The sequence below is a fragment of the Stenotrophomonas sp. YJH_SMC_16 genome (assembly GCF_059367875.1).
This window is the reverse complement of record NZ_JCAFRH010000003.1, coordinates 309,188-334,293: the sequence shown is the minus strand read 5'-3', so window position 1 is coordinate 334,293 and position 25,106 is coordinate 309,188. Positions and strand designations below refer to the sequence as shown.

The 25,106-nt window shown below is 60.0% G+C and carries 26 protein-coding genes; 9 read left to right on the top strand and 17 right to left on the bottom strand.

The window, feature by feature from the left end; genetic code table 11:
* The first annotated feature begins 104 nt into the window (after window positions 1-104).
* Complete coding sequence (locus AC5P6E_RS09055; RefSeq protein WP_495230916.1) at window positions 105-533, top strand: hypothetical protein; 429 nt, start codon at window positions 105-107, stop codon at window positions 531-533.
* Window positions 534-636: 103 nt separating this feature from the next.
* Window positions 637-1,233, top strand: coding sequence for a hypothetical protein (locus AC5P6E_RS09050; RefSeq protein WP_495230915.1), 597 nt, complete (start codon window positions 637-639; stop codon window positions 1,231-1,233).
* A gap of 733 nt (window positions 1,234-1,966) precedes the next feature.
* Here AC5P6E_RS09050 and AC5P6E_RS09045 read toward each other — a convergent pair.
* Window positions 1,967-2,314, bottom strand: coding sequence for a helix-turn-helix domain-containing protein (locus tag AC5P6E_RS09045; RefSeq protein ID WP_126559308.1), 348 nt, complete (start codon window positions 2,312-2,314; stop codon window positions 1,967-1,969).
* Between the two features lie 149 nt (window positions 2,315-2,463).
* Between AC5P6E_RS09045 and AC5P6E_RS09040 the strand changes: the two genes are divergently transcribed.
* From AC5P6E_RS09040 to AC5P6E_RS09030, 3 genes are read left to right on the top strand one after another with little or no spacing between them, the layout of a single operon-like run.
* Window positions 2,464-3,327 (top strand): hypothetical protein, encoded by an 864-nt coding sequence (locus AC5P6E_RS09040; protein ID WP_495230914.1) that lies wholly within the window; start codon window positions 2,464-2,466, stop codon window positions 3,325-3,327.
* Entirely contained in the window at window positions 3,324-3,686 is a 363-nt protein-coding gene (locus tag AC5P6E_RS09035; protein ID WP_495230913.1) for a hypothetical protein, read from the top strand. Before AC5P6E_RS09040 ends, AC5P6E_RS09035 begins: the two co-directional genes overlap by 4 nt.
* 45 nt (window positions 3,687-3,731) lie before the next feature.
* Window positions 3,732-4,226 (top strand): ABC transporter permease, encoded by a 495-nt coding sequence (locus tag AC5P6E_RS09030; RefSeq protein ID WP_239519075.1) that lies wholly within the window; start codon window positions 3,732-3,734, stop codon window positions 4,224-4,226.
* Between the two features lie 676 nt (window positions 4,227-4,902).
* Here the strand turns inward: AC5P6E_RS09030 and AC5P6E_RS09025 are convergent.
* The 7 genes from AC5P6E_RS09025 to AC5P6E_RS08995 all read right to left on the bottom strand — a co-directional run bounded on the left by AC5P6E_RS09025 (window position 4,903) and on the right by AC5P6E_RS08995 (window position 11,372).
* The gene (locus tag AC5P6E_RS09025) at window positions 4,903-6,081 is read right to left on the bottom strand and encodes an ATP-binding protein (protein WP_164190871.1); all 1,179 of its coding nucleotides are present in this window, start codon (window positions 6,079-6,081) and stop codon (window positions 4,903-4,905) included.
* Between the two features lie 409 nt (window positions 6,082-6,490).
* On the bottom strand, window positions 6,491-6,694 hold the full coding sequence (locus tag AC5P6E_RS09020) for a hypothetical protein (RefSeq protein ID WP_495230912.1): 204 nt from the start codon (window positions 6,692-6,694) through the stop codon (window positions 6,491-6,493).
* Between the two features lie 198 nt (window positions 6,695-6,892).
* Window positions 6,893-7,555, bottom strand: coding sequence for a His-Xaa-Ser repeat protein HxsA (gene hxsA, locus AC5P6E_RS09015; protein ID WP_495230911.1), 663 nt, complete (start codon window positions 7,553-7,555; stop codon window positions 6,893-6,895).
* Window positions 7,556-7,557: 2 nt separating this feature from the next.
* A complete protein-coding gene (hxsC, locus tag AC5P6E_RS09010; protein ID WP_495230910.1) occupies window positions 7,558-8,727 on the bottom strand; it encodes a His-Xaa-Ser system radical SAM maturase HxsC in 1,170 nt (389 codons plus the stop codon).
* A complete protein-coding gene (hxsB, locus tag AC5P6E_RS09005; RefSeq protein ID WP_495230909.1) occupies window positions 8,714-10,210 on the bottom strand; it encodes a His-Xaa-Ser system radical SAM maturase HxsB in 1,497 nt (498 codons plus the stop codon). Before hxsB ends, hxsC begins: the two co-directional genes overlap by 14 nt.
* Complete coding sequence (locus AC5P6E_RS09000) at window positions 10,197-10,502, bottom strand: hypothetical protein (protein WP_495230908.1); 306 nt, start codon at window positions 10,500-10,502, stop codon at window positions 10,197-10,199. The genes hxsB and AC5P6E_RS09000 overlap by 14 nt, the downstream gene beginning before the upstream one ends.
* A gap of 504 nt (window positions 10,503-11,006) precedes the next feature.
* Window positions 11,007-11,372, bottom strand: a complete 366-nt coding sequence (locus AC5P6E_RS08995; RefSeq protein WP_495230907.1) for a hypothetical protein — start codon at window positions 11,370-11,372, stop codon at window positions 11,007-11,009.
* Window positions 11,373-11,586: 214 nt separating this feature from the next.
* Between AC5P6E_RS08995 and AC5P6E_RS08990 the strand changes: the two genes are divergently transcribed.
* On the top strand, window positions 11,587-12,033 hold the full coding sequence (locus AC5P6E_RS08990; protein ID WP_495230906.1) for a BLUF domain-containing protein: 447 nt from the start codon (window positions 11,587-11,589) through the stop codon (window positions 12,031-12,033).
* Between the two features lie 620 nt (window positions 12,034-12,653).
* Here AC5P6E_RS08990 and AC5P6E_RS08985 read toward each other — a convergent pair.
* On the bottom strand, window positions 12,654-12,953 hold the full coding sequence (locus tag AC5P6E_RS08985; protein ID WP_495230905.1) for a hypothetical protein: 300 nt from the start codon (window positions 12,951-12,953) through the stop codon (window positions 12,654-12,656).
* Between the two features lie 61 nt (window positions 12,954-13,014).
* Here AC5P6E_RS08985 and AC5P6E_RS08980 point away from each other — a divergent pair, with 61 nt between their 5' ends.
* Complete coding sequence (locus AC5P6E_RS08980; RefSeq protein ID WP_495230904.1) at window positions 13,015-13,629, top strand: hypothetical protein; 615 nt, start codon at window positions 13,015-13,017, stop codon at window positions 13,627-13,629.
* 169 nt (window positions 13,630-13,798) lie between these two features.
* On the opposite strand, the gene AC5P6E_RS08975 is transcribed toward AC5P6E_RS08980, so the two are convergent.
* The 3 genes from AC5P6E_RS08975 to AC5P6E_RS08965 all read right to left on the bottom strand — a co-directional run bounded on the left by AC5P6E_RS08975 (window position 13,799) and on the right by AC5P6E_RS08965 (window position 16,756).
* On the bottom strand, window positions 13,799-14,275 hold the full coding sequence (locus AC5P6E_RS08975; RefSeq protein ID WP_495230903.1) for a hypothetical protein: 477 nt from the start codon (window positions 14,273-14,275) through the stop codon (window positions 13,799-13,801).
* Window positions 14,276-14,623: 348 nt separating this feature from the next.
* The gene (locus AC5P6E_RS08970) at window positions 14,624-15,796 is read right to left on the bottom strand and encodes an MFS transporter (RefSeq protein WP_495230902.1); all 1,173 of its coding nucleotides are present in this window, start codon (window positions 15,794-15,796) and stop codon (window positions 14,624-14,626) included.
* A 204-nt stretch (window positions 15,797-16,000) separates the two neighbouring features.
* A complete protein-coding gene (locus tag AC5P6E_RS08965) occupies window positions 16,001-16,756 on the bottom strand; it encodes an EAL domain-containing protein (RefSeq protein ID WP_495230922.1) in 756 nt (251 codons plus the stop codon).
* A gap of 1,564 nt (window positions 16,757-18,320) precedes the next feature.
* On the opposite strand from AC5P6E_RS08965, the gene AC5P6E_RS08960 reads away from it, so the two are divergent.
* Window positions 18,321-20,588: a methyl-accepting chemotaxis protein gene (locus AC5P6E_RS08960; RefSeq protein WP_495230901.1), complete on the top strand. Its 2,268-nt coding sequence runs from the start codon at window positions 18,321-18,323 to the stop codon at window positions 20,586-20,588.
* 211 nt (window positions 20,589-20,799) lie between these two features.
* Here AC5P6E_RS08960 and AC5P6E_RS08955 read toward each other — a convergent pair whose 3' ends face one another.
* From AC5P6E_RS08955 to AC5P6E_RS08935, 5 genes are all read right to left on the bottom strand, one after another.
* On the bottom strand, window positions 20,800-21,078 hold the full coding sequence (locus AC5P6E_RS08955) for a hypothetical protein (protein ID WP_125892001.1): 279 nt from the start codon (window positions 21,076-21,078) through the stop codon (window positions 20,800-20,802).
* Window positions 21,079-21,117: 39 nt separating this feature from the next.
* Window positions 21,118-21,351, bottom strand: a complete 234-nt coding sequence (locus AC5P6E_RS08950) for a hypothetical protein (RefSeq protein ID WP_200731513.1) — start codon at window positions 21,349-21,351, stop codon at window positions 21,118-21,120.
* Window positions 21,352-21,468: 117 nt separating this feature from the next.
* Window positions 21,469-21,987, bottom strand: a complete 519-nt coding sequence (locus AC5P6E_RS08945) for a chemotaxis protein CheW (protein WP_495230900.1) — start codon at window positions 21,985-21,987, stop codon at window positions 21,469-21,471.
* Between the two features lie 75 nt (window positions 21,988-22,062).
* On the bottom strand, window positions 22,063-22,368 hold the full coding sequence (locus AC5P6E_RS08940; RefSeq protein WP_495230899.1) for a hypothetical protein: 306 nt from the start codon (window positions 22,366-22,368) through the stop codon (window positions 22,063-22,065).
* Between the two features lie 151 nt (window positions 22,369-22,519).
* On the bottom strand, window positions 22,520-24,271 hold the full coding sequence (locus AC5P6E_RS08935) for an EAL domain-containing protein (protein WP_495230898.1): 1,752 nt from the start codon (window positions 24,269-24,271) through the stop codon (window positions 22,520-22,522).
* Between the two features lie 271 nt (window positions 24,272-24,542).
* Here AC5P6E_RS08935 and AC5P6E_RS08930 point away from each other — a divergent pair, with 271 nt between their 5' ends.
* Window positions 24,543-24,995: a BLUF domain-containing protein gene (locus AC5P6E_RS08930; protein WP_495230897.1), complete on the top strand. Its 453-nt coding sequence runs from the start codon at window positions 24,543-24,545 to the stop codon at window positions 24,993-24,995.
* The last annotated feature ends 111 nt before the right edge of the window (window positions 24,996-25,106 follow it).

The window sequence follows — 25,106 nt, the reverse complement described above, 5'->3', positions numbered from 1 at the left end:
TTCTTTGGGTGTACCAAGCGCGCAGCCAGCAGTTGGCCACGAGGCTGGCCTCAGCACGCAGGGTTGGACGACACGTTTAGTTCTTCCAAATCAGGGAAACCGATATGCACACAGACATTGCAGCCGCCATGGGTTTCGGCGACCTCTACAGCGGAAGTGAGGCCTTTCGTGAGCGCTTCGATGAGATGCTGGCCGCGGTGAAGGCGCTCCCAGAAGGCCTGCAGGAGCGTGGGCGGTCACTGATGTATCCCCAGCTGCACAACGCTTGCGTGATGGGGGATGTCGAACTGGTAACGGCGCTCCTAGCCACCGGCTTGGACCCGGATGCGTATACCTACACAGACGACGATGAGGATCAGCCTCCATTGGTCTGGCTGGCCCGTGACCTGGAGCTCGATTTCGACGTTAAGCGTCAGATAGCTGATGCGTTGCTTGCTGCGGGGGCGGACATTCAAGAAGGAGAGCCCGAGGAAACAGCTCGCTCGGCGGGCGACAATGATTTAGCAGAATATCTACTTTCCAAGTGTCGCTGATAGGATCGAGGCGGATGAGGCTGGGTCGGATTCCCATTCTCATTGATGAAAGGTTTGATGGCGTGCTCGCTATATTATCTTCTAAAATTAGTTGGAGGTGAATGTGAAATCTTCGGATACTGAGCCGGTAGATATGGGGAAGGAGCGGAAAATCCGTGCGGCTCGAGGTCGTCGGATGGATGGGGTCTGGGCCCAAATCGAGATATTGGTGGATACTTTTGCTAGCTATATATGGATCGTGGCAGGAATTTTCTCAATTGCTTTTGTTTTGTACGGCAAGTATGTTTCTTCCTCGCCGGCGATACAGACTGCTCAGCTCATTCTAACAGCTGCCGGTGGCGTTCAAATTCTGTTGGGTGTCTATGTCGGATTCGGCAAAAGAAATTTTCTTAATCGGTTGATAGGCAATGAAGAGGAACAGCCGACGGTATACGTTAGAGAAGTGATGCAGAGTCGCGCCTTCGTCAAGCTGTTGAAGGGTCTGCGCGATTGTGATCCGAGCTCACTTCATCAGTGGCGCTCAGATATCGATAGTTTAATTTCCGGTTACGAGCAGGCCGTCACAGAACAGTCTTCCAAAAATCCAAATCGTGAGTGGCTTTCCCAGAAGGATATCGCCGAAGGCCTACTTTCCGCCTCATACAATACCTTCTACGGAACTGCTATGGTGCTGGCCGCGGCAGTTCTTCCTCTTATCTAAATAGCTCCGATCCTATCTGCAAGAGCAATAGCTACCGCCAGCCATGCAAGGGCAACGGCAATAATTCCTTTGGCGTGGGATTGCTTCTTCATTCTGAGAAAGTATGACGAATTTCGATTCTGTCAAGTGCCTGTATGTATATAAACATGTCTATGGAAAGTTTCTCTTCTTCGGTGGCGACACTGCTGTTGGCGGGTAAACGTGGCGAAGATGTTTGAGGGAGTGGCTACCAGTCGCGTGGATATTCGCCCATAGCTGAATGACCAGCTGCGCCTGCGCCTTGGGAAAATGACCAACAAGTGGCCCGGTTGCGACCAGGAAATGTTCCCATTTCATGAGTCGGAGTGGCCGGCTTTCCTGCCGGCTGCGAGGTAAAATGACGAATCCGCACTCCAATGGAAAACCGAAGCAGGTTAGGTAAGGGCTGCCTCGACTCTGTAGATCGGATTAGGGTGCAGATGACCCCACCAATACGGGCACCACGCAGTTTGCCCCCATCTGCGCCAGAATCAGCAAGATGAACATCGCCGTCGTCGCTCGGGTGCGGGCGAAGGTCCGCCAAATGGAGCCAGCCCAAGGGCAGGCCCTAGTGCAGACGCGGGGGGCCGCCGTTTACGAACAGTAGGCCGCATAATCGAAGCTCCTAGCAGATTGCTGGCCTTGCCACGTCTACGTGCAGCCTCGGCGTCAAAGTCGCAGGGCCGGTTGCACCCAAGAGAACGATTGCGATCGCCTATTCGCGATGCGCCAACAGGCGTTCAATTGCTTGCTTCCGCTTGCCCGGCGGGAGCGCGGTTAGACCTTCAAGGGCTTGAGAAAGCTTGGCCTGTTGAGCCTCGCTTTGAACACCCAGCGCCAAGATGGCGTCTGCCATCGCCGGCGTCGTCGCCAGCAAGTAAGCCGGCGGCACGTCCAGTGCCTGCGCGAGCTCAAACAGTGCTTCCAGGCTCACCGTCATCGATTCGCTCTCGTAGCGACTGATGCGAGCCGATGCGGTGTCTTTGTCCAGGCCCATCCTGACCCCCACTTCGCGCTGGCTGAAGCCTCGAAGGATCCTGGCTTGGCGCAGTCGCGCGGCCACGATCGCTCGCGGAGTTGTCGGCGTAGTCACAGGCTGAACGGATGCAGTGCAGGCATGCACCGATGATGACCCAAGGCCTACGTCGCGGGTAGACTCTACGTGTCACGTAAGTTCGTGGCAAGTCCATCCATCACGGAACGAGGGGCTGTATGAAGAACGGTGCAGTTCTGGCTAGCGCGCTCGCGCTGGCCGTATCGACGGGTGCCAGCGCCCAATCCACGACCCCATCGGGCCTGCTTCGCCAGATTGGCGGGGCCCTTTCTGGAAAGTCCGGGTCACAGGCCAAGGTGTCCCACCCCCTGTACGCCGAGCCGGCCGGCATGTACTGGGACCTGGACGGGGACAGCCTTGATGGTGTTCAGCACCTGCGCGAAGGGCTGTCCTCCACCGGCGCGCAAGGGATCGACATGTGCGACATGGGCCTGTTGGCCATGGCACACTCCGCCTACCAGTTGAGGCCTGACAAACGGCAGTGGTGCTTGCGGCAGGCGTGGGTGGCCGCAAAGAGGACGACTGGCAGCAAAGAGGCGGAGCCGCCAGCGGCGGTGATCGAGCAGCGCTTCGGGCCGGCCTTCGACGCAAGGCTCGAGCGGTTCAAAGGGATTCGGCGGTATGCCGTTCGCCCGAACTTCAAAGCGCTGGGCGGAGTCAGCTACAACGCGGAGCGTGGCGTCATGGAAGTGTTCGTGCCGATGCCGCAGATCTCGGTTGCTGGCTTGAGTGTCACGGGAAAGAACTTCGTCCCCTGGATCCGCAAGACACCCACCGGCGTGTCCAGTCCGCCGAACGCGGGGCGCTACCGGTTGCTGATCCGGATGGACCCCGCCGAAGCCGCCAACCTCGCGCGGCAAGGCCGCTCGTTCCAAGACGATCGCGTGGTCTTCTCGGTCAATCGGGTTTGGATCGACGGCACGGAACCCAAGATGGACGTGACCGTCGAGAAGGTGAGCCTGGGCTATCGGAACGAAACGATCGAAGTGGACGTCACCAAGAACCAAGGAGAAGGTGCATGAAGCGTGGAATGGTGGTCGCCGCGGTAGCAGCTGTTGCCTTGATCGCCTGCGGTAAGGCGGAACCGGGACCGTCGGTGGAGCAGGTGGCGAAGGCTTACGAGCAGTATTTGAACGCGAACTTGGTGGCTGAGCTGGGGCAGCGCGTGGAAGTGCGCGGCTGGGACGACTTGAACGCCGACTGCCATCAGAGTGGGCCTGAGCGAACGACGTGCGTCACGGGCGGCACCCTCGATGTGATCGGTTTCCAAGGCGGTAGCCAACTGAAGGAGGCTCCTGCACCTGTGCCGGCCCGGGCAGACCTGGTGTTTGAAAAGCGGGCAGGGCAGTGGGTGCTCATCGACGCACAGAAGAAGCCCTGATCGGTCCTTGCAACCCGCCCTCGTTTTCGCTCATTTGGAGGCTCCATGAATGCCCATGTCCGCTCTCACTTGACCGCATCCCATATGCAGTGGGGCCTGCTCGCACCCGCAACGGTCCTCCTGGGCGGTGCTGGCCTGCTCGCCTTCGCAGGCGGTGCAGAAATTTCTGGAGAGCTGGGGCTTGCCTGGCAGGCTGTGGCGGCGTTCTCGGCTGGCGTTGGCGTGCTGGCGCTCCTCCTGCTGCTTTACGTGCTGAACTGGCGGGCGGCGCGCGTTAGGGCAGCCAGGGCGGCCAACCCCTTCCTGGAACCGAAGCGCGGGGGCTTTTGGAAGGGGGCATTGATGGGCACGTTGGTTGTGGTGGCCGTGCAGATCGGAAGCATCGGGGTGGGGATCTTCTGCCCTGGCCTTATCGAGTCGGAACGCAACTTCTTCGTGTCTGTCCCGCCGCTGGCGTTGGCCGCCCTCTACACCGTCTTCCCGGTTGCGCCACTCGTCGGCGGGCTGATCGGGCGCGTGTGGCGCGCCACCAGCCTGTAGGGCGGGCGCTTCAGAATATCGTCCTAGGGGGCAATAGACGCGCGGTTAGTTCAGATACTGCAAGGCTTTTGGGCTCATTGCTGGAAAAAAAGCTGGCAGGAGCTCTGCCCGACAGCGCGACTGTTGCGGGAGTATTCTTGAACAGTCGCGCGTTCGGGACGGGTCGGCTCCGTCTTTCCGCTAAGTGAAGATCTGAATTAGGGCGTCAACCTCCGGCAGTCTCTGCCTAGAAGCAATCGCGTTGCCTAGAACGAAGACCTGCCTAACGTTCCGATGAGCTTCCCCGCCGTAGAGTCGCTGATACTCACGCTTGTAGTGGGCCGTATCTCCATTGCACTGGTGCCCATTCGTTGCGAGGAGCACGGCCTCTAAGCATGGCGACTGGGTCAGCATATGGATCTTGGCTCGTCTGCCAATAGCTCTAACTGTGTCGTCCCAGTCAGTGTCGGTGTCGAAGAGGGCAGCCACTTTGCTGTAACTGCCTTGCCGACCGATCCGGATGGCGTCTTGGATCACACTTCTTGCGCCTTTTCCCCTCGCATTTCGAATCGTCACACTTGGACCATGACGGTTACCGCAAAGTGCATCGCGGAGCATCTTAAGAAGTTCGACCTCCGCGTCGCCTTCGCCGACTACTAGCAACGTTGGTCTTAGGTTTCGGACAATCTTTGGGGCTCTAGACATCGCTCCGAACCTCCGGGAGGGCTCCGATCGCGCCAGACTCATACTTTGCCCGGAGGTTATCGTCGCTTCTCAAGCCCTGCACCTGGTCGCCACGGAACGCGGTACTGACGCAGTCGCGCTTTTCTACGAAGTATGTCTGCGCCTTGCTGATGTAGTCCAAAACCTTCGTTGTGTGACTGGTGAAGAACAGTTGAGCGCCCGAAGGATTGGTTTGCTCCGCGTCGAAAAGTGAAAGCAAAGACTCTAGCAAATGGGGATGGAGATCACTTTCCATTTCGTCAATGACAGCAAAACCGCCAGTGCGCAGTACGGGTAACAGCATCGCGAGGAGGACGTATGCAGACTGAGTGCCATTGGACTCCACCTCGTAAGGCAGCGTGAAGTGCTCGCCGTCTTCCCTTGTATGACGGAAATAGGCGCGCAGCTTCGTTTTTTTCTTGCCGGCTGCGTCCACGGAGTCTTCTTCCCTAACCTCGAAGCTATCAAGGCCAAGATCCCATGATCTCAAAAGGCTGATGGCCTGGTCGCGCACGCCATCGAGCTTTTTAAATGCCTCGTTGGCGTATTTCAAGTTGCTCAAGTAGTGAGGGCGACCATCAATGTCTACATTCCACTGTCCCATGTAACCATCAATGAACTCGCTGGAATCGCTGTCATGCTGTCGCGCTGTCGAGACCAAAGAAGCATTCCGCCTTGCTCTTCTGGCGACATGGAGCGGGAGATCGAATGACTTGAGCTGCACATCATAGGCGTCGCTGCGTGCGTTCCACTCCCGTTTGAAGAGGTAGCTGAACCTGGTCGCCTTCTTGTACAGCGCTTCCCACAGCACACGCTTCTCTGTCAGTTTGAGCTCGTACTTCCACGTCTCGCCCTTGGAGTCGAACACTATTTCGAACTCCGACGGTTCATCCGGATTCAGTATGCGAGGTGGAAGCGGAATATCCTCGTCAACATCAAGGCCAAAGGAGCCCTTCATAAACCATAGGAGGAAGGCCGCGGGCTTGAGTAGGGCTGTTTTGCCGGACGCGTTGGCACCGAACGCTGCCAAGACGGTTGTGAGGCGTGTGCCATCGGCGGCGCTGCGCTCGTAGCCTCTTGAAGGTGCACCCTTTGGCAACTCAAAGAGAACCTCCGTTTCCTCAAGGAAGCTCTGGAAGTTCTTGAATTTCAACGACCTGATCATGTTCCATCATCCGAAGGGTGGTGCTAATGGCCAAATCTTACAAGAAATTGGTTAATTGCGCATGTAACGCACGGCCGCGCACTGCTCTGGCTCTGTGCCCCAAACGGGGCAGCCTATCGGATGCAGCCTTGGCGTCGGCGTCGGGAACCATCAATGGGATCCACCGCAATACTTCTTGACGGTGGTGCGCTCGGCCGCGCGCCAGCTTCAAAAGCTGGATAGTTGCTGGGAAATTACGCGCATTGCTGACCTGAGGCGGTTATCATCAGAACAGCCCATCAGGCTAATCCATTGATGGGCTTTGTTATTTCTGTATTCTGGGGGCTGGCGCCAGTGGCGTTGCGCGGACAAATACCCTCGTTCGGCGGTTCGCGAAAGATGCCGCGACTATGACCACCTACGTCTCTCGACGCTCCATCAGCGCCATCCGGTAGTTCTCGCAGGCGTCCCTCAAGCCCGATTGGACCGCCGCGATCAACGCATCGGTGCTCATGACGGAAGCTTCGTTCCGTTCGACGATCAAAATCGGAAGGGCATCAATGGCCTGTTGCCAGTCGTGCTCAGAGCCTCTGTGGTGCTTGTTGTTGCAATTGTGGTCCATCGTCTCCGCTCCCCTTAAGGATGGAAGCATCTAACCATGTGCGCAAAGCTGCGCAAGGTGTACTTAGGAGCGGATCTGCAGATGTGTCGAGCCGTTAGCGATTCAGGGCTTAAATGCCACGGATGTCTCACTCTTCTGGAGGCCGGCGTGGTAGCTTTCTGGCCTCCGGGGGATCCACGGGATCGTGCGTGTTGAGGGCTAGAGCCGCACCCCAAGCGCGTCCAGGGTGGGAGTCGTCATCGTTCCGGTTGCCCGGATGCCGTGGGCCAATTGGAACATTCGCAGCGCCGATTGGGTCTCTGGAGTGAGGATCCCGTCGATGGCACCTGGATCGTAGCCCTTGGAATAGAGCGCTGCCTGGACGCGCATGATCAGCAGCTTAAGCGCATCGGCGTCCCGTCCCTCCGTGACAGGCTTGTCGTAGGTGCCCGGTTCCAGCGTCAAGCTATTCGTCGACCTCGAGTTTGCTCGGGCGGCCGGCTCCAAATTCTGGGTCGGGTAGCTATTCAAATGGCTGGCGCCACTCCCGGTAGTCCGGGGAGCTGCGGGCGCCGCCGGTGCCACTGGCGCGGTGTAGCGGGTGGGCGGTGGGGTATAGGTCGCCGGTGGCGGGGTATAGGAGCGATACGAGCTTCCCGACCCGGACGAATGGGAGCGATGGGAACTGTGTGATCGATGGGAGCTGTGGCTGCGGTGCCCTGCATACAGGTTGTGCCGTCCTGCATTCAACGAGGTGCTCAGGACGGTCGCGTATTTCCCGTCCATCTCGGAGAGCCTGGAAAGGTCGGACTGGCCCTTGGGCGGCTCCGTGCCCAAGGTTCCCAAGGCGGCGGCGCCGACGATCATCAGTGCGTTGGACATGATCAGGTTTCCAGGACGGGAGAGATGGACCGGCTGGTCCAAGCCGGTGTGACCCACGAGAAGAAGCCGCCGCACTGCTGCCGAACCGAGCAGCCGTCACAGGCTGGCAGGTAGTCGTTCTTCCAAGGCGAAATGCTCTGCACGGCGTAGGGCCAAAGCGATCGGTCCAACGCGCACAGGGGCAAGTTGTAGAGCGAGACCGGAATTCCGCCCCCGGCCAGTAGCCCAACCGCTTCGGACAGGACGTCGCCATAGTCAGCCGGATCGGCCCAAAGCTCACGCTGATGCGCTTTGGCAAAGCCGATAGGCTCGATGCCCATCAGTGCAACGTGTTCGACGAAGGGCAGGTTGCGCCAGATGTAGCGGGCCAGCTGTGCCAGCCGCTCGACCGTGGGCTTGACCAACACGACCCGTATCTCCACCCGCTGCTGGGCGGCTTCCAATGCGTAAAGCCCACGAAGGGTCTGAGCGAACGCCCCCTCGCTTTGCACCACGTAGTCGTGCAGGGCATAGCGGTCGCCGTAAAGCGGAATGCCCCAGCTCAGGTTGGGATGGAGACCTGCAAATTTGGCATGCAGGCCAGGCCCACGCAGGCGACCGTTGGACAAGATGTGGAGCTGGGTGTTGGGCAGCACGTGCGCGCACTTGGCCACCACGTCGACCAACCCGTCGCCCAGCAAGGTTGGTTCCCCGCCGCTGATCGCCAGCGAAGGTTCTTCCGGATCGATGAGGTCGATCAGGTCCAGGAGGTGCCTCACCCGCCAATCGTCTTGAACGTCTCGGGGCGGCTGAGAGCACATCAGGCAGTAGCTGTTGCAGCGCTCGGTGGCGAACAACACATTGCCGGTGTCTCCGCGCCGGTAGCGGATCGCCACCTTCTGCTGCAGGGGATTGAGCTCCACCACATCCCCAGGCTTGCAGACACCTGGCGGACCTTCCAGGCGAACGAGGGGAGTCTCACTGGGTGAGTGCAACCCGCCTGAGGCCAAGACTGCACCCCAAGGCAGGTCTAGCAGCTCATTGCTGGCGTGGTCCGCTGGGACGTCCCGGAGGTCCAGAGCCAAGCGCTCGAAGGGAAGTGCTGATTGGGCAAACTCTGCCAGCGACACGACCTTGAGAAGGCTGGCCTTCGCCGACGGCGCCAGCTCGGCTCTGGTTTCAAGCGGCAGCACGGGCGGCGTCCTCGACCGATGGCTTCGGATTGGCCCAAGCGCGTATCAACCCTTGGATGTTCCGGTCAGCCTTCTCGTATCGCTCCAGCAGGAAATCAAAGAGCCCCATGTTCCGCCGGCAGAAGTCGCTGCTGGGCCGATGGCCGATAGGATCCCCTTGGCGGGCGTAGTGCTCGATCGGATCGGCGCCGCACATCGGCACAAACGCGCAGTCGGAGCACGAGGGAAGGGCCTCGGCGACCCCGGCGTCCAGCAAGCGGGCCATGGCAGGCGAGGTCAGCCATTGGCTGACCGGTTGGCTGACGTGGCCCAAGGCAAAGGCATCGTCCCCCATGGCGGCCAGCATGCGTGCCTCGTCCGACGGATAGACCCGCCCATCGTGGTCATAAATGACAGCGCCCAACCCGGCTCCAGAAGGCGATCGGAGATCGACGTAGCCGTGCCCGAAGGACGTGAAGAGCTGGGAGAGGAGGAGAGACGCGTAGGACTCTTCCATGGCGTAACCGGCCAGGTTTACCGACAGCAAGTGATCGAAGGCGCGCCGGTAGAAGGCAAGGAAGTCTTCCGTCGGGTAGCCGGTGCGCCGGGCCGTCTTGGTGGCGAACCCGTAGGGGCTCAAGGGACGTAGGGAGATGCTGTGGAATCCCAGCTTCCGGTATTCGTCGATGATGGCCTCCGGAACTTCGAGGCTCTGGCGGGTCAGCGTCGTCAGCGCCGAGACGCCATCGTCTCCCAGCCAACGGCGCCCGCGCTCAATCCCCTCCACAGTCCGACGGTAGCTGTCGCGGCCGGGCCGGGGGCGGTTGGCGTTGTGAAGCCATTCGGGACCGTCGAGTGAGGTGGACAATTTGAAGCGATGTTCGGTCAGAAACGCCAGCTGGTCGTCGGTGAGGTCATGCAGGGTAGATGCCAGCACGAATCGCAGGATGCGTCGGGCGCTCCGGTTGCGCTCGACGATCCGCCGGGTGATGGCCTTCACTTGCTCAAAATTGAGCAGGGGTTCACCCCCTTGAAATTCGATCGTCAGTTCTTGGCTCGGCCATTCGAACAGCCGTTCCACCGCCTGTTCGGCGTGCGCGCTTTCCATGTCGAACCCAGTGGCGCTCGTCTCCTGCCGCGACACCTGGCAATAGTTGCAGGTGTGGTGGCAGCGCAGGGAAACCACGAAGATGTGGAGAGCAGGTCCTCCCATCAGATAGGACTTTCGGCTGCGGATCTGACTAAGCAGGGGGGCCAAGCTGCTTCGATCGGTCCCGGCAACGGCCAAATGCCGGGCTTCCAAATCCGGAAAAAGGGCGGACTCGGTCGGAAGCTGGTGTGTCACCAGACGCTGAACGTCCTCCATCTTCATCAGGAGCCAGTCGCCCGCCATGGAGGAGACAAATGCCCGGTCGTGATCCCAAGGCAGGCGCCGGAACCGCAGAGGCAACAGTTGGTAGTCCGATGGGGCGGCGAAAGCCTCAGCGGGCCTAAACCTCGACATGGGGCATCACCGGCTGTGCCTGGTTCAGCGCTGCGCGAAGCAGCTCCTGCTGCAGCCCGCTCGTCTCCGCTCGGACGGCCGCTCGCAGGCGCTCGTCCAGCAAGTCTCGGGAAAACCGCGCCCAAAGATTCTCCGGCAACTCGGAGCCATCCAAAGACCAAAAGATGACAGTAAGGTTTGTGCCATGGCTACGAACCTCGACACCAAGCTCGCCGCCATAGCGATGCGCGGCCCGAGCGGTCACGTCGTCCGAATAGAGTGCGCGATCAATAGTGAATTGCGAGCGTTCCATTGCCCATCCCCCCCCCTGGATGGACGAACTTTGCCCCTGTACGAGCATTGTTGCAAGTTCGACGGCTCAACGACGTTCCATACTTGCTGATCTTCCCCTGTGTGGACAGGGGGAGTGTTAGTGTAGGTCTTCGGAGCTCAAGCCCATGCCCGGAGGGGAGGCGTGCCAAGTGGCTTCCCCCGTACATCACAGGCTGGACAAGCCTTGCCATCCGACTTTGATAGAACCGGCCGCGCTCCAGTGGTGCGCAGGGGTGGTCGAGGCAGTAATGCTCGACCACGGCTACTTGGGGCAGGTCTGATCGTCCACAGGTGCGGAAAGGCCATCCTCTTGACGGTCTGGATCCCAGTTTCTCTGGCACTCACCGTTGAGTACAGTTCGCTCGTTCCGATCCCCCCCGGCATTGACGGCCTTTAGGTTGAGCATTGCTTGTGCCATCTGCTGCTGTAAGTCTCAGCCTCTTCCCCGCAGCGCACCGTTCGTCCAATTGACGCAGAGGGATTTTCAGGCCGGTATGTCATCTATGTTGAGTGTCGCCATGATCTCCCCAGCAATCTCCTCATTTGCGCAGAGGAAGAAGACAGCATCCCTTTCTGCAGCCTGAGACAGGAAATGGTGGACGGTGATCAAAGCGGCAGTCGTGGTTCTGACGAACACCTCGTGACACTGCGAGAGCCGAACATGAACAAGCTGGGTTTCAAGCGCCCGCTTGGTGGCGTGAACTCCGGCACGTCGATCGCTGTCAATTCGCCCAGGGAGGCCCACTCCGCATCCGGTGTAGACACATTTGTCCTTGAACCTAGTTCTCCAGACGTACTGAGGGGAGCAGGGTTCGAACGGGCGGGGGTGTAGGGGCTTGCTCTTGATCATGCAGGGGCGATGGGGTCTGGGCTGATCGCGTCCTGCGAGTTGCGCGGAGCGGTCTAATGCCGCTCGCGGCCGTTCAGTTCTGAGTGGCGTGGCGAGAATAGGTGCACGGACGTGAAAGCCCCGCGACTGCCAACGCCGCTTTCGCTCTCGTTTCCTGCACACGTGGAGCACGAGGGCCGATGTAAGCTTCACCCTGAATTCGAGGTTGTTGCGCATGCCCAAGTGTCCCCCCAAGTGTTCTGTTGTCTTTGTAAGCTCGGCGGTAGGAGAGGCTGAGGAAAAGCTGCTTATCGATCTGATGGCCGCCGGAGCCAGGTTCAATGAGAAGTGTGGGTCGCGTGCAGTGGTGTGCTTCGATGGGAGCCGTTTTTTCACCTACCTTGAGGGCACCGCCAGTTCAGTAGCTGCGACTTTGGCCTATATCGAGTCGTTGGCCATCCACTCGGAGCTCGTCCAGCTCGCTCGAGGTGCCGTTCAGCAGCTTCGTTTTCCGGATCAGCCAATGCTATTCATGCGGGTGTCCACTCCTCGGTTGAAGTCTTTGGTCCGCGCTGATTGGACCAACTTCTCACAGCGTCTGAAAGGAAAGTTTGAGCCCATCACGGGCATGGAGCAGCTTGCCGAGCTGGTTGCGCAACACGGCGAGCCGGCTGAAGCCTAAATGGTTGCTGTGCTCACTTGGGGGGGGGCAATTGGAGTTCGTTTCAGGTGTATAAGCGATCTAGGTAGGCATAGGGCAGATCGATGCGCTTCGAGTTCTCTCATACCCATATCTATCCTGGTGCCACCGCCATCCTTTCTGGCAGCCTCTCGCAGAGTAACGTTGAGACGACCTGTCTGGTCGAGATGAGCGATGGAGTCGTCCTGTCAACGAGTTGCTCGGTGAGAGGGAATGAAGTTCTGCTTTCAATGCCGGAGTATTTGACGGCACGTGGGGCGAAGATACCCGCGAAAATGTGGGCGCTGCGTAGGGATCTTGAGACTGGAGCATGGAGGGCAAAGCCCCCATTGAGTGCCTAGATGGGTGCATCTAGCGCTACCTGGTCTTCGCACCGCCCTGTGAAGGCTATGCTGTACAACCCACGTTGAGCTCAGAAATGCACCCCTTCCAAGATTGGACATTCATCGCCAATGGCAGAATCATTACCGCCCGAGTGGAGGTGGACGAGTACGGGGGCGGAACCATCATCAGGTTTGAGGCTCGTCCTGGCCCCGCTCAGAGTGGGCTCGCGATCAAAGTGGGCTCTCAGCAGGAGGCCGCCGCCAAGTTAGAACGGATCCTCACTGATCTACTGGGCGATGGCTGGTAGTACGGGAGTCCATCAGGGATATCTGCTCGGTGAGCATCCGAAGACACTGCTGAAAGGCGGCGGTGAAGATCGGGCCGTTTAGGCCCGCATGAGCGTCCGCCGCTTCTACCAATATCAGGTCCCAGATCCGGCCCAATGACCGCGAATCGTTGTGGGTGGCGATGGTCGCGCCGAGCGCATACTCCATCGCTTTGAGGTAGCCCCGATGCGCTTCCAAGTCGACCTCGCATGCGTGCAGGCGTTCAGCAAGTTGCTCCAGGGTGTATTTCATAGCGGACTCGACGTGAGGGTGAATACGAGGGATAGTCCGTCTAGGTCATTAGGCAGACACAATGAGCATTCTCAACGTCTTGCTGAGCCCTAGCCAGCTCCTCGTTGCTGTTGACACTCTGGCAGAGGATGCCCGGACCGGCGCCCACTCCTCGGGTGCCAAAATGCTCCTGATTCCGCAGCACAATCTCGTGATGGCCGCACGCGGGTCGACACAGTTCTTCCTTCGTGTCTATGAGCTGGCACTTCAGGCGAGCTTCCGTGCAGATTTCACGATGGAACAGCTTTCTGCGGAGCTGGGGCTGGTGTTGGACCAGCTGTGGCCAAACTACGTCAGGGCGGCCGCCGAGGCGAGCCTGCCGGTCGATAAGCTCGGAACGGAGTTGGTGCTTGGAGGCTGGTCGCCGAGGAACCGTCGAATGATGGCCACTGCGTATGCCAAGAGCGACAACACCAGACCGACTATCGTGCAGTGCCTTGATGGCGGCTTGGCCTCGCCCGGAGAACCCTTGGCCGGCAGGCCTGACAGCTTTGCCCCAGCCGATGTCCTCGCAGCCGGCAAGATCCAGGCCACTTGGCTTAACGCGCGGATAGGACGGCAGGTGGCTGGTGGTCGGCTTCTGGCGACGGTGCTGCGGGAGGGGCAAGCAGTGACGCAAGATCTAGGTGCGATCTAGATCCTCGGGCATCAGCCCCGGCAGGATGCAGGCCTTGCGATCGAGCAGGTACTCTAGGGCGCCTGTCGCTTACTGGGCCCACCGCGCAGCCTGACCGTTTTCGGATGCGGGGCAGCCACTGCAAACTGAGCCCCGAAAAGAAGCCCCGCTGAGGCGGGGCCTCTCTTGCTTACGCAACGCCCCACTTGTGAGCGGAAGCGGGCTTCTGCTTGTAGATGGCGCCAGCAAAGTCCACGTGCAGCTCCATCCAATCGCCGCCCTTCTGGCGGGCCAGCACTTCAAAGTGCTTGGGGTGGCGCTGCGGCTCTCCAGCAGATGTCCATCCTGCCTGCTTCACGGCATCCAGCGCTGCGGCAGGATCTGCGTGCACGTGTTCACCGGCGCGATGGCCCGGCCCATGATGAGGCTTCTTGTGCTCGATCTCCACCCGCCTGCCGCCCATGCGGGCAATACTGAGCACCTTGATCTCCGAGGGACGGCGTTCGCCTTCCAGAATGACTGCCAAACCGGGCCTGATGGCGAAGGCCTCGGCACCCTTGGGCCCCAAGTCAGCTAGGTGCGGCTGACCGTCCGCCAGCAGGGTGAAGCGATGGGCGAATACGTGTTCAACAACGCCTGACAAGGCGATTTTTTCATGGTGCGGCATGTATTTCTCCTGAGAGCGCCCATGCTCGGGCGCATAGATCAGCTGGGTGCCGCACGTTGCGCGTTCAATGCAACGCCATGCCGGGATTCAGCGTAGGTTGCCCGTCGCAGATCAGTCCAGCGCTCAAACAAGGCCGATCGGCCCCTCCAAAAAAAATCGGACCTGGTGCAACAACTGTTGTCGGTTGAAGGGCTTGTTAAGCACCTTGAACCGGGAGCCGCCGCCATCGGTGCGCAGCAGACCTGCTCTGGCTGGGTAGTGCCGGACGCTGGCCGGAACCGTCCAATCAAAGGGCTGTGATGTCCAGCGCCCAATCCCTAGTCCGAGATGCATGTGCCGCCCAGTGCTTCAGGTGCGGACGATTGCAGGGACGTCGCGTGTTTCCGGAACTCGCCAGGCCAAAAGTACTGCCGCCGTGGCGATGGCTGCCAGGGTCAGGAAGGCGGCGTCATAGCCAGCGTGCTGCACGATGAAGCCCGCCAAGGCGGGGCTGAGCGCGCCCCCCACACCAAAGACAGTGGAGACCGCGCCCAGCGTGACATTGAAACGCCCGGTGCCCTCGCTCAAGTCACTCACCATGATGGGGATGAGCGCACCGAAGATGCCAGCGCCAATGCCATCGAGCAGCTGTACACCCAGCAACCACGCTGGCGCGTCGGAAAGGGGATAAAGTGCCGCCCGAATGGGTAGGATAAGAAATGCCGCCAACAGCAGGGGCCGCCGCCCCCAGCGGTCCGCACGCGAGCCCACGAGCCACGCCATCGGAATCATCACCAATTGCGCAGCCACGATGCAGCCAGCTGTCATCGTCGTCGCCAGGGCAGGACTGCTTAATGAGAGCTTTTGCCCCACCAGGGGTAGCATGGCCGCGTTGGCAAGGTGGAAAAGGCAACTGCACGCGGCCAGCAGCAATAGTCGGCGGTCATGCAGTAGGCGTGCGGGTGAGGGCGGGGCCGCACCTCGCGGTTCGGCAACGGAGCCACGGGCCTGCACATCATCGATCGCCGCGACGGGGATCGAGCCAGCGGCCGCCAAACTGGCCAGTGTCATCACCGCCATCAGGTAGAACACCACCGTTGGTCCCCACAGATAGGCGAGCCCACCGGCCAGCAATGCCGCCACCACGTTGCCGGCATGGTTAAAAGTCTCGTTGCGCCCCATGCGGTGGGCGAAGGCGCGAGGTCCGCTGACGCCCAGCGAGATCGCCGCGATGGCCGGGGCAATCACCGAGGCGGCCACTGCGCTCAATGCCTGCGTCGAGGCCACCACGGCAAAGTCCTGCGTCCATGGCAGCAGCAGGCAGCTTGCCGTCACTACAATGACGGCGATGGCCAGCACCATCCGCTTGGAGTGCGTACGGTCCATCAGCGCGCCGGCGGGCGTCTGGGTCAGCAACCCGACGATGGCAGCAACGGTCATGACCACACCGATGCTGGCCGGCTGCCAGTGGTGCACCGAGAGCAGGTAGATGGCCAAGTAGGGCCCTAGGCCGTCGCGGACATCGGCCAAGAAGAAGTTCAAGCCGTCCAGGCCGCGCTCGGCGCGCTGGCTTACGGGAGAGTGCGGAACGCGAGCGGTCACGTGGATACGGCCAAGGGCTTTGAGGGACGGCCAAGATCGGTCGCCGTGTTATGCGCGAGATGCTGTGATGGTGGTGTCGCGCCCCTCCCTTGGAGTGCGCCGGCCTACGGGGCGCTCCAAGATGAGCCAGGATCCTCAGGTCGATCAGGGAATCTGCGCGTATGTCGCGATACCCTCGAACATGGGGCGGCCAAACCAGTAGCCCTGCATTAGCCTGATGCCCAGATCACCAAGGCATCGCGCTTCTTCGCCGGTCTCGACGCCCTCAGCGATGACATCGATGCCGAGCTCGCCGCACATGCTCACTACGCCGGCCACGATGGCCCGACGCGAATGGCTGCCGTCAATGCCTCGCACTAGCGCCATATCCAGCTTGACGATGTCGGGTTGGAAATCGGCCAGCAGATTCAGTCCGGCAAACCCCGCGCCGAAATCATCGATGGCGGTCCTGAAGCCGATGCGCTTGTACTCCGTCAAGACTTCCGCAAGCCATTTGCTGTCGTCGACCTTTTCACCTTCCACCGCCTCGAAGATGATGCGCTCGATCGGGAAGCCGTATCGGCGCGCCGCATCCAGCGTCGAACGGATGCACAACTCGGGCCGGTAGATCGCGTTTGGCAGGAAATTGATCGAGAGATGGGACTGCATCTGCAGCGAGGCCGCAATCCTAATTGCCTTCTCGCGGCACGCTTGGTCAAACGAGTACTGGTTCGAGGTAACCACTTGGGATAGCACCGAATGGGCAGACTCGCCCGCAGAACCGCGCACCAGCGCTTCGTGCGCGAAAATGCTGCTCGCAAATGTGTCCACAATTGGCTGGAACGCGTAGCTGAACCCGAACGGCAGCACTTCTGCATTGCGGCACAAGGAGCAACCTGTACGAACATCTTTGGGGTGCATATGGATTTTCACTGCCTCAGACTCGTGAGTACTATTGGGCAATTGAGCAGTATGACCGCAGAGGTGTATACGCGATCTACACAAGTGGAGATTGGGGGGCGACAGGCCTTACATGTTGTTGATGAAGATCACCGTTGACGAAGACCCGGCACTCAGAAACGAGGAGAAGCTAACAGATTGGTCGCGACGGCTGGTAGTGATGAGGAGAGTGGCGCAGGGGCGCATGTCCTTCAAGATACTAAGCAGCTATCGCCGGCACAGAGGGGGATTTCATGTCAAAGTTGTCAGTGCTATTTGCGAAAGCAGCTATCGATAAAACCGGCGAGGAGCACCTCGCTGTAGTTGCGGCTGGAGAGCGACCTTTCAATCAAGGGAGTGGGCAGCATGCGGTCGTATGCCTCCACGGGGGACAGGAAGACTTAGCAGAGTCACGAGAGGTCAATCGATCGGAGCGTCAGACTTGCGTCGTCGACGCCAGACACTGTGGCCAACGGGTAGCTGGGATATCAAGCGGTTGGGCTATCACAAGCACATTGTTCAGTGTCGTTTCTCTGAGGACTCCAATCAGCTCGTAGTCCTGCACGCGGTGTTCAAGAAGTATCGCTCACATCCTACAGTTGTCATCGCTGCTTCTGAATCCAGCGATCGCTCTATATCGTATTGAGCGAATTACGCCTGGCTTGCGCCACACGCCGAGGTAGGCATAACCAGCGGCTTCATTTTTCGTGACGCTTTGGTCCTAACGTCTTTCACTGGAGGGGCTGCTATCTATATCGGGCTGAATGCATCAAACCATGGCGACACGGTGTTTGTCCCGTGCGCTTACCAAGCCACTTTGGATATCAAAGCAGGCGCACCAAAGACCGATTGAGAGCCACACGCTGGTGCTTCTTTCCTCCATTCCCAGCCGACAAGAGTAGTCGCGAGCCAACCCGCCTGTGATCATGCGGCGACGGCGATCCGGGTGGCGATCCGGGACTACCCTCACGCTAGCGAAGCAGATGAGCACTACGTCCGTGCTGACGCGTACGCGGCAATACTCCCTCGTTTCCGGCGTCCAGTGCAGTAGAACACAGCGTGCTTCCGGTGCGCTGCAAAAGATCGTCGTTAGGGAAGCACTTCGCCATCGGTTTCACAGCACCATCACGAGGTGTCCCTGCTGAGCGATGTATCAGCACGCGAGAAATCCAAAGCCCACTCTCTTTTTCACTTCTTTTTCACGCGAAGTTTGAATCTCAACTTCTTGCGTCAGCAAAGCACGGGCGTTGCCCCACCTCTTTCTTCTGGTCTCACTTCAGTTGGGAAAAGGAGTGCCGCTACCTTGCAATCGGTCTAGCAGGCCGGGTGATGTCGGCCTACTCAAGCCACCTCGCTGCTTTCCTCGCATCAGGAGCGCTGAGCTGTTTGCACGGTGGTTGCAAGCCAGAGCGCCTAGCGTCAGATCGTGAGTTGTCAGGAAGGTCGTTGAAACAGGTTTTGGTATGCGATGGAAGCGACACGCCGAAAACCAAAAAGAGCATTCGCTATCCCATTGTCGCACCCTTATTGAGCAGGATCATTCCGGATGAATTGGTTTAGAAATTTAAGTATCTCAAAGAAACTGTTGCTGGCATTCGCCGTCACCACCAGCATGACCTTGGCGTTGGGAATCTTCACGATCGTGCGGGCGTCTCACTCAAAGCAAGAGTTGTCCAGGATTGAGACCGTTTGGGCGCCTGGCAGCTACGCCATCGGAGAGATGCGTGCGCAGTTTGGCGATCTGCGCATCTACGAGACATCTCAGGTCAGTGAGGCAGGTTCACCAGAGGCAGTCAAGCAGTACGAGCAGCGGATCGTGGCGGGCAAGGCCAAGATCAACGATCTGGTGAAGCAATACGAGCGGTCCCTGGCCGACAGTGAAGATGCTGCGTTGTTCAAGCCGGTCAGCGCTGCGTTGAGCGATTACTTTGTCATCCACGATCGGCTTCACGCTGCGCTCCTCGCTGGCGATGCCGAGGCCGCGCAGACGATCTCGGTGACAGAATCCAGGGCAAAGCGCGTGGCGCTGTTCGACGCCATGGAGAAAGTCAGCGAATACAACCTTCGCGGCATGAAGGCGGAACTCGCAACCAACGCAGCAAGCCTCAACAACCTGATGTCGATCACAGGCTTGGTCGTGGCGGTGCTCTGCTTAGTTGCAAGCGTGTTGGGTTGGGCGATCAGCCGTTCGGTCACCCGCCCCATTGGTGAGGCGTTGGCCGCTATCCGCAGCGTGGCCAATGGCGACCTCAACGTGCGAGCCGACTACCAGAGCCGCGACGAGGCAGGCCAGATGCTGCTCTCCCTCCGTCAAATGGTTGCCACCTTGGAGCGTTTTTCGAACGACACCAAGGTCATGGTCAAGCTTCACGAGGCCGAAGACATCTCGCACCGGATTCCGGAGGACCTGCCGGGTGTTTACGGGGAGCTGGCCAAGGGCATGAACACAATGGTGTTTGAGCACCTTGAGGCCATCCTGGATGCCATCCAAGTGCTCAACGAGTATGCGGCCGGTGACCTGCGGCGTGATGCGCGACGTCTGCCAGGCTCCCGCGCGGTGCTCCACGAGTCAATGGACGCTGCCAAAGCAAGCCTGCTGGCGATCAATACGGAGATCAAGCGGTTGGCAGTGTCGGCCGCCGACGGTGACTTCTCCGCCCGCGGTGACACGTCTGCGTTCCGGCACGACTTTGCAGGGATGGTTTCGGACCTCAACCGTTTGATGGAGACAGCTGACCACAGCCTCAGCGCCGTCTCCACCTTGCTTCAGGCCATTGCCTCTGGCGACTTGACCCACCGCATGGAGGGCGACTTCCGCGGCGTCTTTGCGACGATGAGTCAAGACGCCAACGCGACCGTGGCTCAGCTGACCGATATCGTCTCCCGTATCCAGCAGGCATCCACGGCAATCAATACCGCGTCGACGGAAATTGCGGCTGGCAATGGCGACTTGTCGCGACGCACCGAACAACAAGCGGCCAACTTGGAAGAGACGGCGGCGTCCATGGAGGAGCTTACCTCCACGGTGCGCCAAAACGCAGAGCATGCGCGCCAAGCCAGCGAGTTGGCCAGTGGGGCCTCGCGCGTGGCCGGGCAGGGCGGTGGAGTGGTCGGGAAAGTGGTGGAGACGATGGGGGACATCGAAGCGTCGTCGCGTCGCATCGGGGACATCATCTCCGTGATCGATGGCATCGCTTTCCAGACCAACATCCTCGCACTCAATGCGGCCGTGGAGGCGGCTCGAGCCGGGGACCAGGGGCGAGGGTTCGCCGTGGTGGCCTCCGAGGTGCGCACGTTGGCGCAGCGCTCTGCCTCTGCAGCCAAGGAGATCAAGGGGCTTATCGAGGACTCTGTGGCCAAGGTCGCTCAAGGATCGGTGCTGGCTGAACAGGCTGGCCAGACGATGACTGAGATTGTCAGCTCGGTAGAGCGCGTGTCCAACATCATTGGTGAGATATCTGCCGCCTCTCAGGAGCAGGCGTCGGGCATCGAGCAAGTGAACCAGGCTGTTTCTCAGATGGACGAGACGACCCAGCAGAACGCCGCGTTGGTGGAAGAAGCGACCGCCGCCGCCCGTTCCATGGAAGACCAGTCGGTACAGCTGGCTGCAGCCGTCGCGGTCTTCAAGGTGAATGACGGCGCGCAGGGAAAGACGTCATCAGCGGCCAGTGCCCGTTTGGCCAAGCCAGGTGCTGTGGACGGCTCCCGCCTTTCTCAACCCGCCTACGTAGGCAAGCCAACCCCGCCGAAGGCATTGCCAGCTCGTCCAGCACGGCAGGTATCTGCGGACGCAGCGCACTGGCAGGAGTTCTAACCGCCCTTCCAAGGCCAGTGCGAACGCATGGTCGCTCGCAGGGCATGGCTGACCGAAGTTGCCGCTGAAGTCAGCGTGGGTGAGGCCGCCTGGATGGCGGCCTCAGACCCGCAAGCGCGCCGAAAGCTCGGCGCCTTGCGCCGTGAGGCAGCAAGGCGGCATGGCATTGGCCGAGGTTACGGCCGCCCGATGGCCGCTCTGCTTTAGCAGTTCAGCGGCTCGGAGACGGGGGAATGCCAGCCAATGGTTCCCTCAGGATGCCCAGCCAGGGCTCAACGATCTCCTCGAACGCGAAGACATGGTCCCGGTGCTGGTCCATCCCCTGGAGGTAGTGCCGAATGCTGCGCTCAAACTCGTCTGCGACGTTGGCGTTGCCGGCGTTCGTGCGAAGCAGGAGCACTGTGGCCGCTTCCAGCGCCGCAACACGGATATGCATGCGATTCATTGCTTCTTGAAGACGCAAAAATGCGTCCCTGACCTCGTCGTTCACCAAGCCCTCCGCGAGCGGGCACATCAACACAGAAGAGGATCAGTGGCTGCTGCTTGAGCCCGGGATCGTCAGACGAGCACGGTTGGCGGCGATCAAAAGGGCATTGCCAATTCGCTCCGCTTGCGTCGGAGTCATCGTCGAGCCGCACATGGTCGAGTCACCGGCCGCATTGCGAACTTGGTAAAGCCCGAGTGCAACCACTGCTGTTTCGGCGTCAATGCCGACTTCAAACCCGTCCAGTGGGAACCACGTTGCTCCGTCGAATTTCTCCATCGAGCGCCTCATGCACGGAATCGCGTTGTCAGCTAGAGATTACCGCAAAGCGTGGAACTTGGGACGCGCGCGCATCGGTTGCAGCTGAAAGCGGCAGCACCGTGCAGCAGTCGGCAATCAACCTGAATCGATCTCCAGCCGTTGCTGAATGGATAGGGCACGACCCGGGTCAATGACGGCGACGCGTTTGCCGTTTCCCAGCTGCACGCCCTGTGGGCAGAGCTCAGCGAATCGGTCGCCGTGAGCGGCAGGCTTGGCACGCCAGGCAGACAGGCTCTCGATGACCAAGACTTCGTCCACTGCAAGGGCGAACAGCTGAACCGCGGATTGAACCAACAGCATGGCTGGACAACCCGTCCCGACCGCATCGCCTCCGGTGATCAAGCCCAGATCAACCACAGGGACGTCTTGCCCTCTGATCGAGACTACAAACTGGCGGTCCCGGGTTCGTGTCAGCGGCTCTGGTCCGCGTATTTCCACGGCCGACTCGACATCCACACCGAACAAATCGCAGCCCAGACGCACAATCACCAGCTCCAGCAATGGCTCTGGTGAGGCCTGCAGAAATGGATCGAAAGGCAGGGAAACGGTCAAGGTTTCTGTGGGCAGCAAAAGACCAAAGGGCGGTCGCATCATGCCCTTAATGTGTCGCCACCGTTGCGATTCATGCCCTAGGAAATCCGAAGCGTTCAGATTGGCAGGACAGGGGCCTCACTCCGATAAAACCTGCCCCTCGTCCGAAGACGATGGGTTAGCGGTGGCTGTCGCGTCCGTGCCGGCCATTCGCTTCATGAACTCTTCGAACCTCATCCGGCTCACCGCTTGATGGTTTTGGCACTGCGGGCACACCATCACACCGGCGCCTTCCAAGTCCGTCAGGCCCTCGCCCGGTGCTAGCAGCGAGGTGAGACCACAGCTGCTACAAGTGGCCTCAACAGCATGCAGACGCGCCAGAGCGCCGTCGGAGGTCAGTTCTCCATTGACAAAGCGAAGCAGAAAAAAGCCGGTATTAGCCACGGGTAGGGTCCTGAAATAGGCCAGAGGCAGTCAGCAGCCTCAGCGATCTCGGAGACTTCCTGAAAGCGATACGCACGCTGCAGGGTCCTTCCGCGTGCCTCCATCCGGGACGGTTCGTCGGCTGGAAGACCGAGTATCAAACTGCCTCGGGTCAGGGCGCAAGGAGCTCGGCCAACTCAATGGCGCTGATGGGTCTGGAAAGCGCGAAACCTTGAATTTCGTCACACCCAAGGCCTCGGAGCTTGGCGACCTGATCGCTCGTCTCCGCTCCTTCAGCGACGGTCGAGTAGCCCAGATCATGGGCCAGACCGACGATCGCTTGGACCTTGAGCAACGCGCGTTGGTCTTCGGAAATATCGTCTATCAGTGACTTGTCGAGCTTGAGCGTGTGAATGGGCAACTCGGTCAGGTATCCGAAATTGCTGTAGCCGCTGCCGAAGTCATCCACCGCGAGCCGAATGCCTGACGAGGCCATCCGCTTGAGTTGCTCGCCCGGCAGCGAGTTGACCCGCAGCCATTCTCCCTCGGTGATCTCGACCTCCACGTCCTGGCAATCCAAACCCTGCGCGTGGATTTTGGCCACGAGTTCATCGGCCATTCCTTGCCGCGCGACATCCCGAGCGGAGAGGTTGATGGAAAGGCTCAACGCAAGGCCAGCACGCTTCCATTGTGCCAATTGTGCCAATGCATGGTCGATAACCCACTCGGTGACCCCCTCCATCAGTGCAGTGCGCTCGAAAACGGGGATGAATTCGGCAGGACTAACTGGGCCAAGCTGCGGGTGGTTCCAGCGAATGAGCACTTCCGCAGACACCGGTTGAAGGTTGCTGGATCGGAAGCGCGGCTGGTAAACCAAATGGAACTCGTCTTGCAGCAGCCCGTGCCTGGCGTCGGCCGCCAGACGGTAGCCCCGTCGCAGGCCTTCGTCGCGCTGGGCGGAGTACCAGTTGAAGCTTTCGTGGGCCGCGATGGCAGAGTGGAGGCCGATCAGCATCTTGCGGATGACGTCATCTGCGTTGTCTCGGCCGAGTTCCGCTTCGCAAATTCCCGCGTGGAAAAGCGGCGACATGGGAACCTCTGCCGCCATCATCGGGCGGGTAAGTCTCACCCGAAGTTCCTCGACCAGGCGCTCGATGGCCTCGCGGCTTGGGAGTTCCACCACGAAAGCAAAGCGGGTCACGCCGACGTGGTAGACCTCCGCCAATCCATCCAGGGCAACTTTCACCCGGACGCCAGCGCGTTTGATGAGGGCTTCCAGGGGAGCCATGCCCAGCACTTGGCCCGCCTCGTTTGCACGCGGCAGATCAAGGACATCCACGAGCACTGCAAAGCATGTTCGGCCGGGCGACCTAGCGGACCAAGCGTTGTAGTCGATTGAGAATTGGTGCCGATTGGGCAGACCGCTGACCGGCTCTCGCCGCCCCGTCAGTGCACGCAGCTCCAGCTCATTCATCACGGCCATGCCGAGCGTTTCCAGCTGACGCCGCTCGGCTTCCGAAAACTCCCGGGCCTGTTTGTCCATCACGCACAGCGCGCCGATGGCGGTCCCGTTCTGCGCGACGAGCGGAGCACCTGCGTAGAACTTCAAATGCGGGTCGCCGGTGACAAGAGGATTGGACGCAAATCGCGGGTCACGTCGCAGATCAGGCACGACCATGACTTCCGCTGAGCCAATCGTGTGCGCGCAGATAGAATCCCGGATGTTCATTTCGCTCATCGGTAGGCCCTTCCGAGCAATCAGCCGTTGGCGATCAACCTCTACAAGGGACACAAAGGCCACGGGGGCGCGGAAGGTATGCGTCGCCAACTCGGTCAGGCGATCCAAAGAAGCCCCGGTCACGTCGTTCAACGCGTTAAGGCTGCCCAATGTAGACATGCGTTCTTCGGAGCGGGTGGGGGACATGCTATGCAACCGATCAGTAGATGAACAGGTCTATCAACCATACGCCCAGATCCGACGCGCAGCCAAGTGGGAAACTACGAGGGGATTGCCTCCTGCGACAAATGGTCATGTCTCACCGCGGGACTGATCAAGAGCTTCACCGTTTTCTTGATCCGGGACGGCAACATTCTGAAGCGTTTATCCGTTTCGAAAAGGTGGATCTGCGTCACGACTGAATCGGCTACCCGCCATTAGAATTTGGTGTCCTGGGGTGACCGTGAGGAAGGGGATCATGCCCATTCGCGCCATTGCCTATTCCAGCAGTGCAATTGAAGACTTGGCAACTGATCGCTTGGCGAATCTCATCAGCGATGCCGCCGCTTTCAATTTGCAAGCCGGGGTGACTGGAGTCCTGCTCTACGACGGGGAGAGCTTCCTCCAATACCTGGAAGGCCCCGAGGACGGGGTTCGGGTTGCCTATGATCGGGTGTGCCAATCGTCCAGCCACCGAGAAATAGTGGAGCTGTTTCACGGGCGTGCGGACAAGCGCCATTTCCCATTCTGGACCATGCATTACGTGACTGTGCGAGACAGTGAGCTCGAAGCCGTCGCCCGTGGCGCTTGGTCTGGTGCGTCCGGTTTAACCCGATGGGATGCATCCGACGGTGCCTTGGTGCGGCTCAAGGCCGCCGTTGCCCAGGATCTTCCGTCGACTGATCCGATAGCGCTTTGGCGTCAGGGATAGTTGGTTCAGCACCCTTGTGCTGTGGTCGCGCGCGCACCGACCAACCAGTGCAGCAACTGCTCGGACCGCGGCCCATGATCCCGCCCAAACGGCCGCGACTTGTAGGGCCGC

Coding starts and splice junctions, on each gene's coding strand:
- AC5P6E_RS09055 (WP_495230916.1), top strand. CDS start 105: ATGCACACAGACATTGCAGCCGCCATGGGTTTCGGCGACCTCTACAGC.
- AC5P6E_RS09040 (WP_495230914.1), top strand. CDS start 2,464: ATGAAGAACGGTGCAGTTCTGGCTAGCGCGCTCGCGCTGGCCGTATCG.
- AC5P6E_RS09035 (WP_495230913.1), top strand. CDS start 3,324: ATGAAGCGTGGAATGGTGGTCGCCGCGGTAGCAGCTGTTGCCTTGATC.
- AC5P6E_RS09030 (WP_239519075.1), top strand. CDS start 3,732: ATGAATGCCCATGTCCGCTCTCACTTGACCGCATCCCATATGCAGTGG.
- AC5P6E_RS09020 (WP_495230912.1), bottom strand. CDS start 6,694: ATGGACCACAATTGCAACAACAAGCACCACAGAGGCTCTGAGCACGAC.
- hxsA (WP_495230911.1), bottom strand. CDS start 7,555: ATGTCCAACGCACTGATGATCGTCGGCGCCGCCGCCTTGGGAACCTTG.
- hxsB (WP_495230909.1), bottom strand. CDS start 10,210: ATGTCGAGGTTTAGGCCCGCTGAGGCTTTCGCCGCCCCATCGGACTAC.
- AC5P6E_RS09000 (WP_495230908.1), bottom strand. CDS start 10,502: ATGGAACGCTCGCAATTCACTATTGATCGCGCACTCTATTCGGACGAC.
- AC5P6E_RS08995 (WP_495230907.1), bottom strand. CDS start 11,372: ATGATCAAGAGCAAGCCCCTACACCCCCGCCCGTTCGAACCCTGCTCC.
- AC5P6E_RS08990 (WP_495230906.1), top strand. CDS start 11,587: ATGCCCAAGTGTCCCCCCAAGTGTTCTGTTGTCTTTGTAAGCTCGGCG.
- AC5P6E_RS08985 (WP_495230905.1), bottom strand. CDS start 12,953: ATGAAATACACCCTGGAGCAACTTGCTGAACGCCTGCACGCATGCGAG.
- AC5P6E_RS08980 (WP_495230904.1), top strand. CDS start 13,015: ATGAGCATTCTCAACGTCTTGCTGAGCCCTAGCCAGCTCCTCGTTGCT.
- AC5P6E_RS08975 (WP_495230903.1), bottom strand. CDS start 14,275: ATGCCGCACCATGAAAAAATCGCCTTGTCAGGCGTTGTTGAACACGTA.
- AC5P6E_RS08965 (WP_495230922.1), bottom strand. CDS start 16,756: ATGCACCCCAAAGATGTTCGTACAGGTTGCTCCTTGTGCCGCAATGCA.
- AC5P6E_RS08960 (WP_495230901.1), top strand. CDS start 18,321: ATGAATTGGTTTAGAAATTTAAGTATCTCAAAGAAACTGTTGCTGGCA.
- AC5P6E_RS08950 (WP_200731513.1), bottom strand. CDS start 21,351: ATGGAGAAATTCGACGGAGCAACGTGGTTCCCACTGGACGGGTTTGAA.
- AC5P6E_RS08945 (WP_495230900.1), bottom strand. CDS start 21,987: ATGATGCGACCGCCCTTTGGTCTTTTGCTGCCCACAGAAACCTTGACC.
- AC5P6E_RS08935 (WP_495230898.1), bottom strand. CDS start 24,271: ATGTCCCCCACCCGCTCCGAAGAACGCATGTCTACATTGGGCAGCCTT.
- AC5P6E_RS08930 (WP_495230897.1), top strand. CDS start 24,543: ATGCCCATTCGCGCCATTGCCTATTCCAGCAGTGCAATTGAAGACTTG.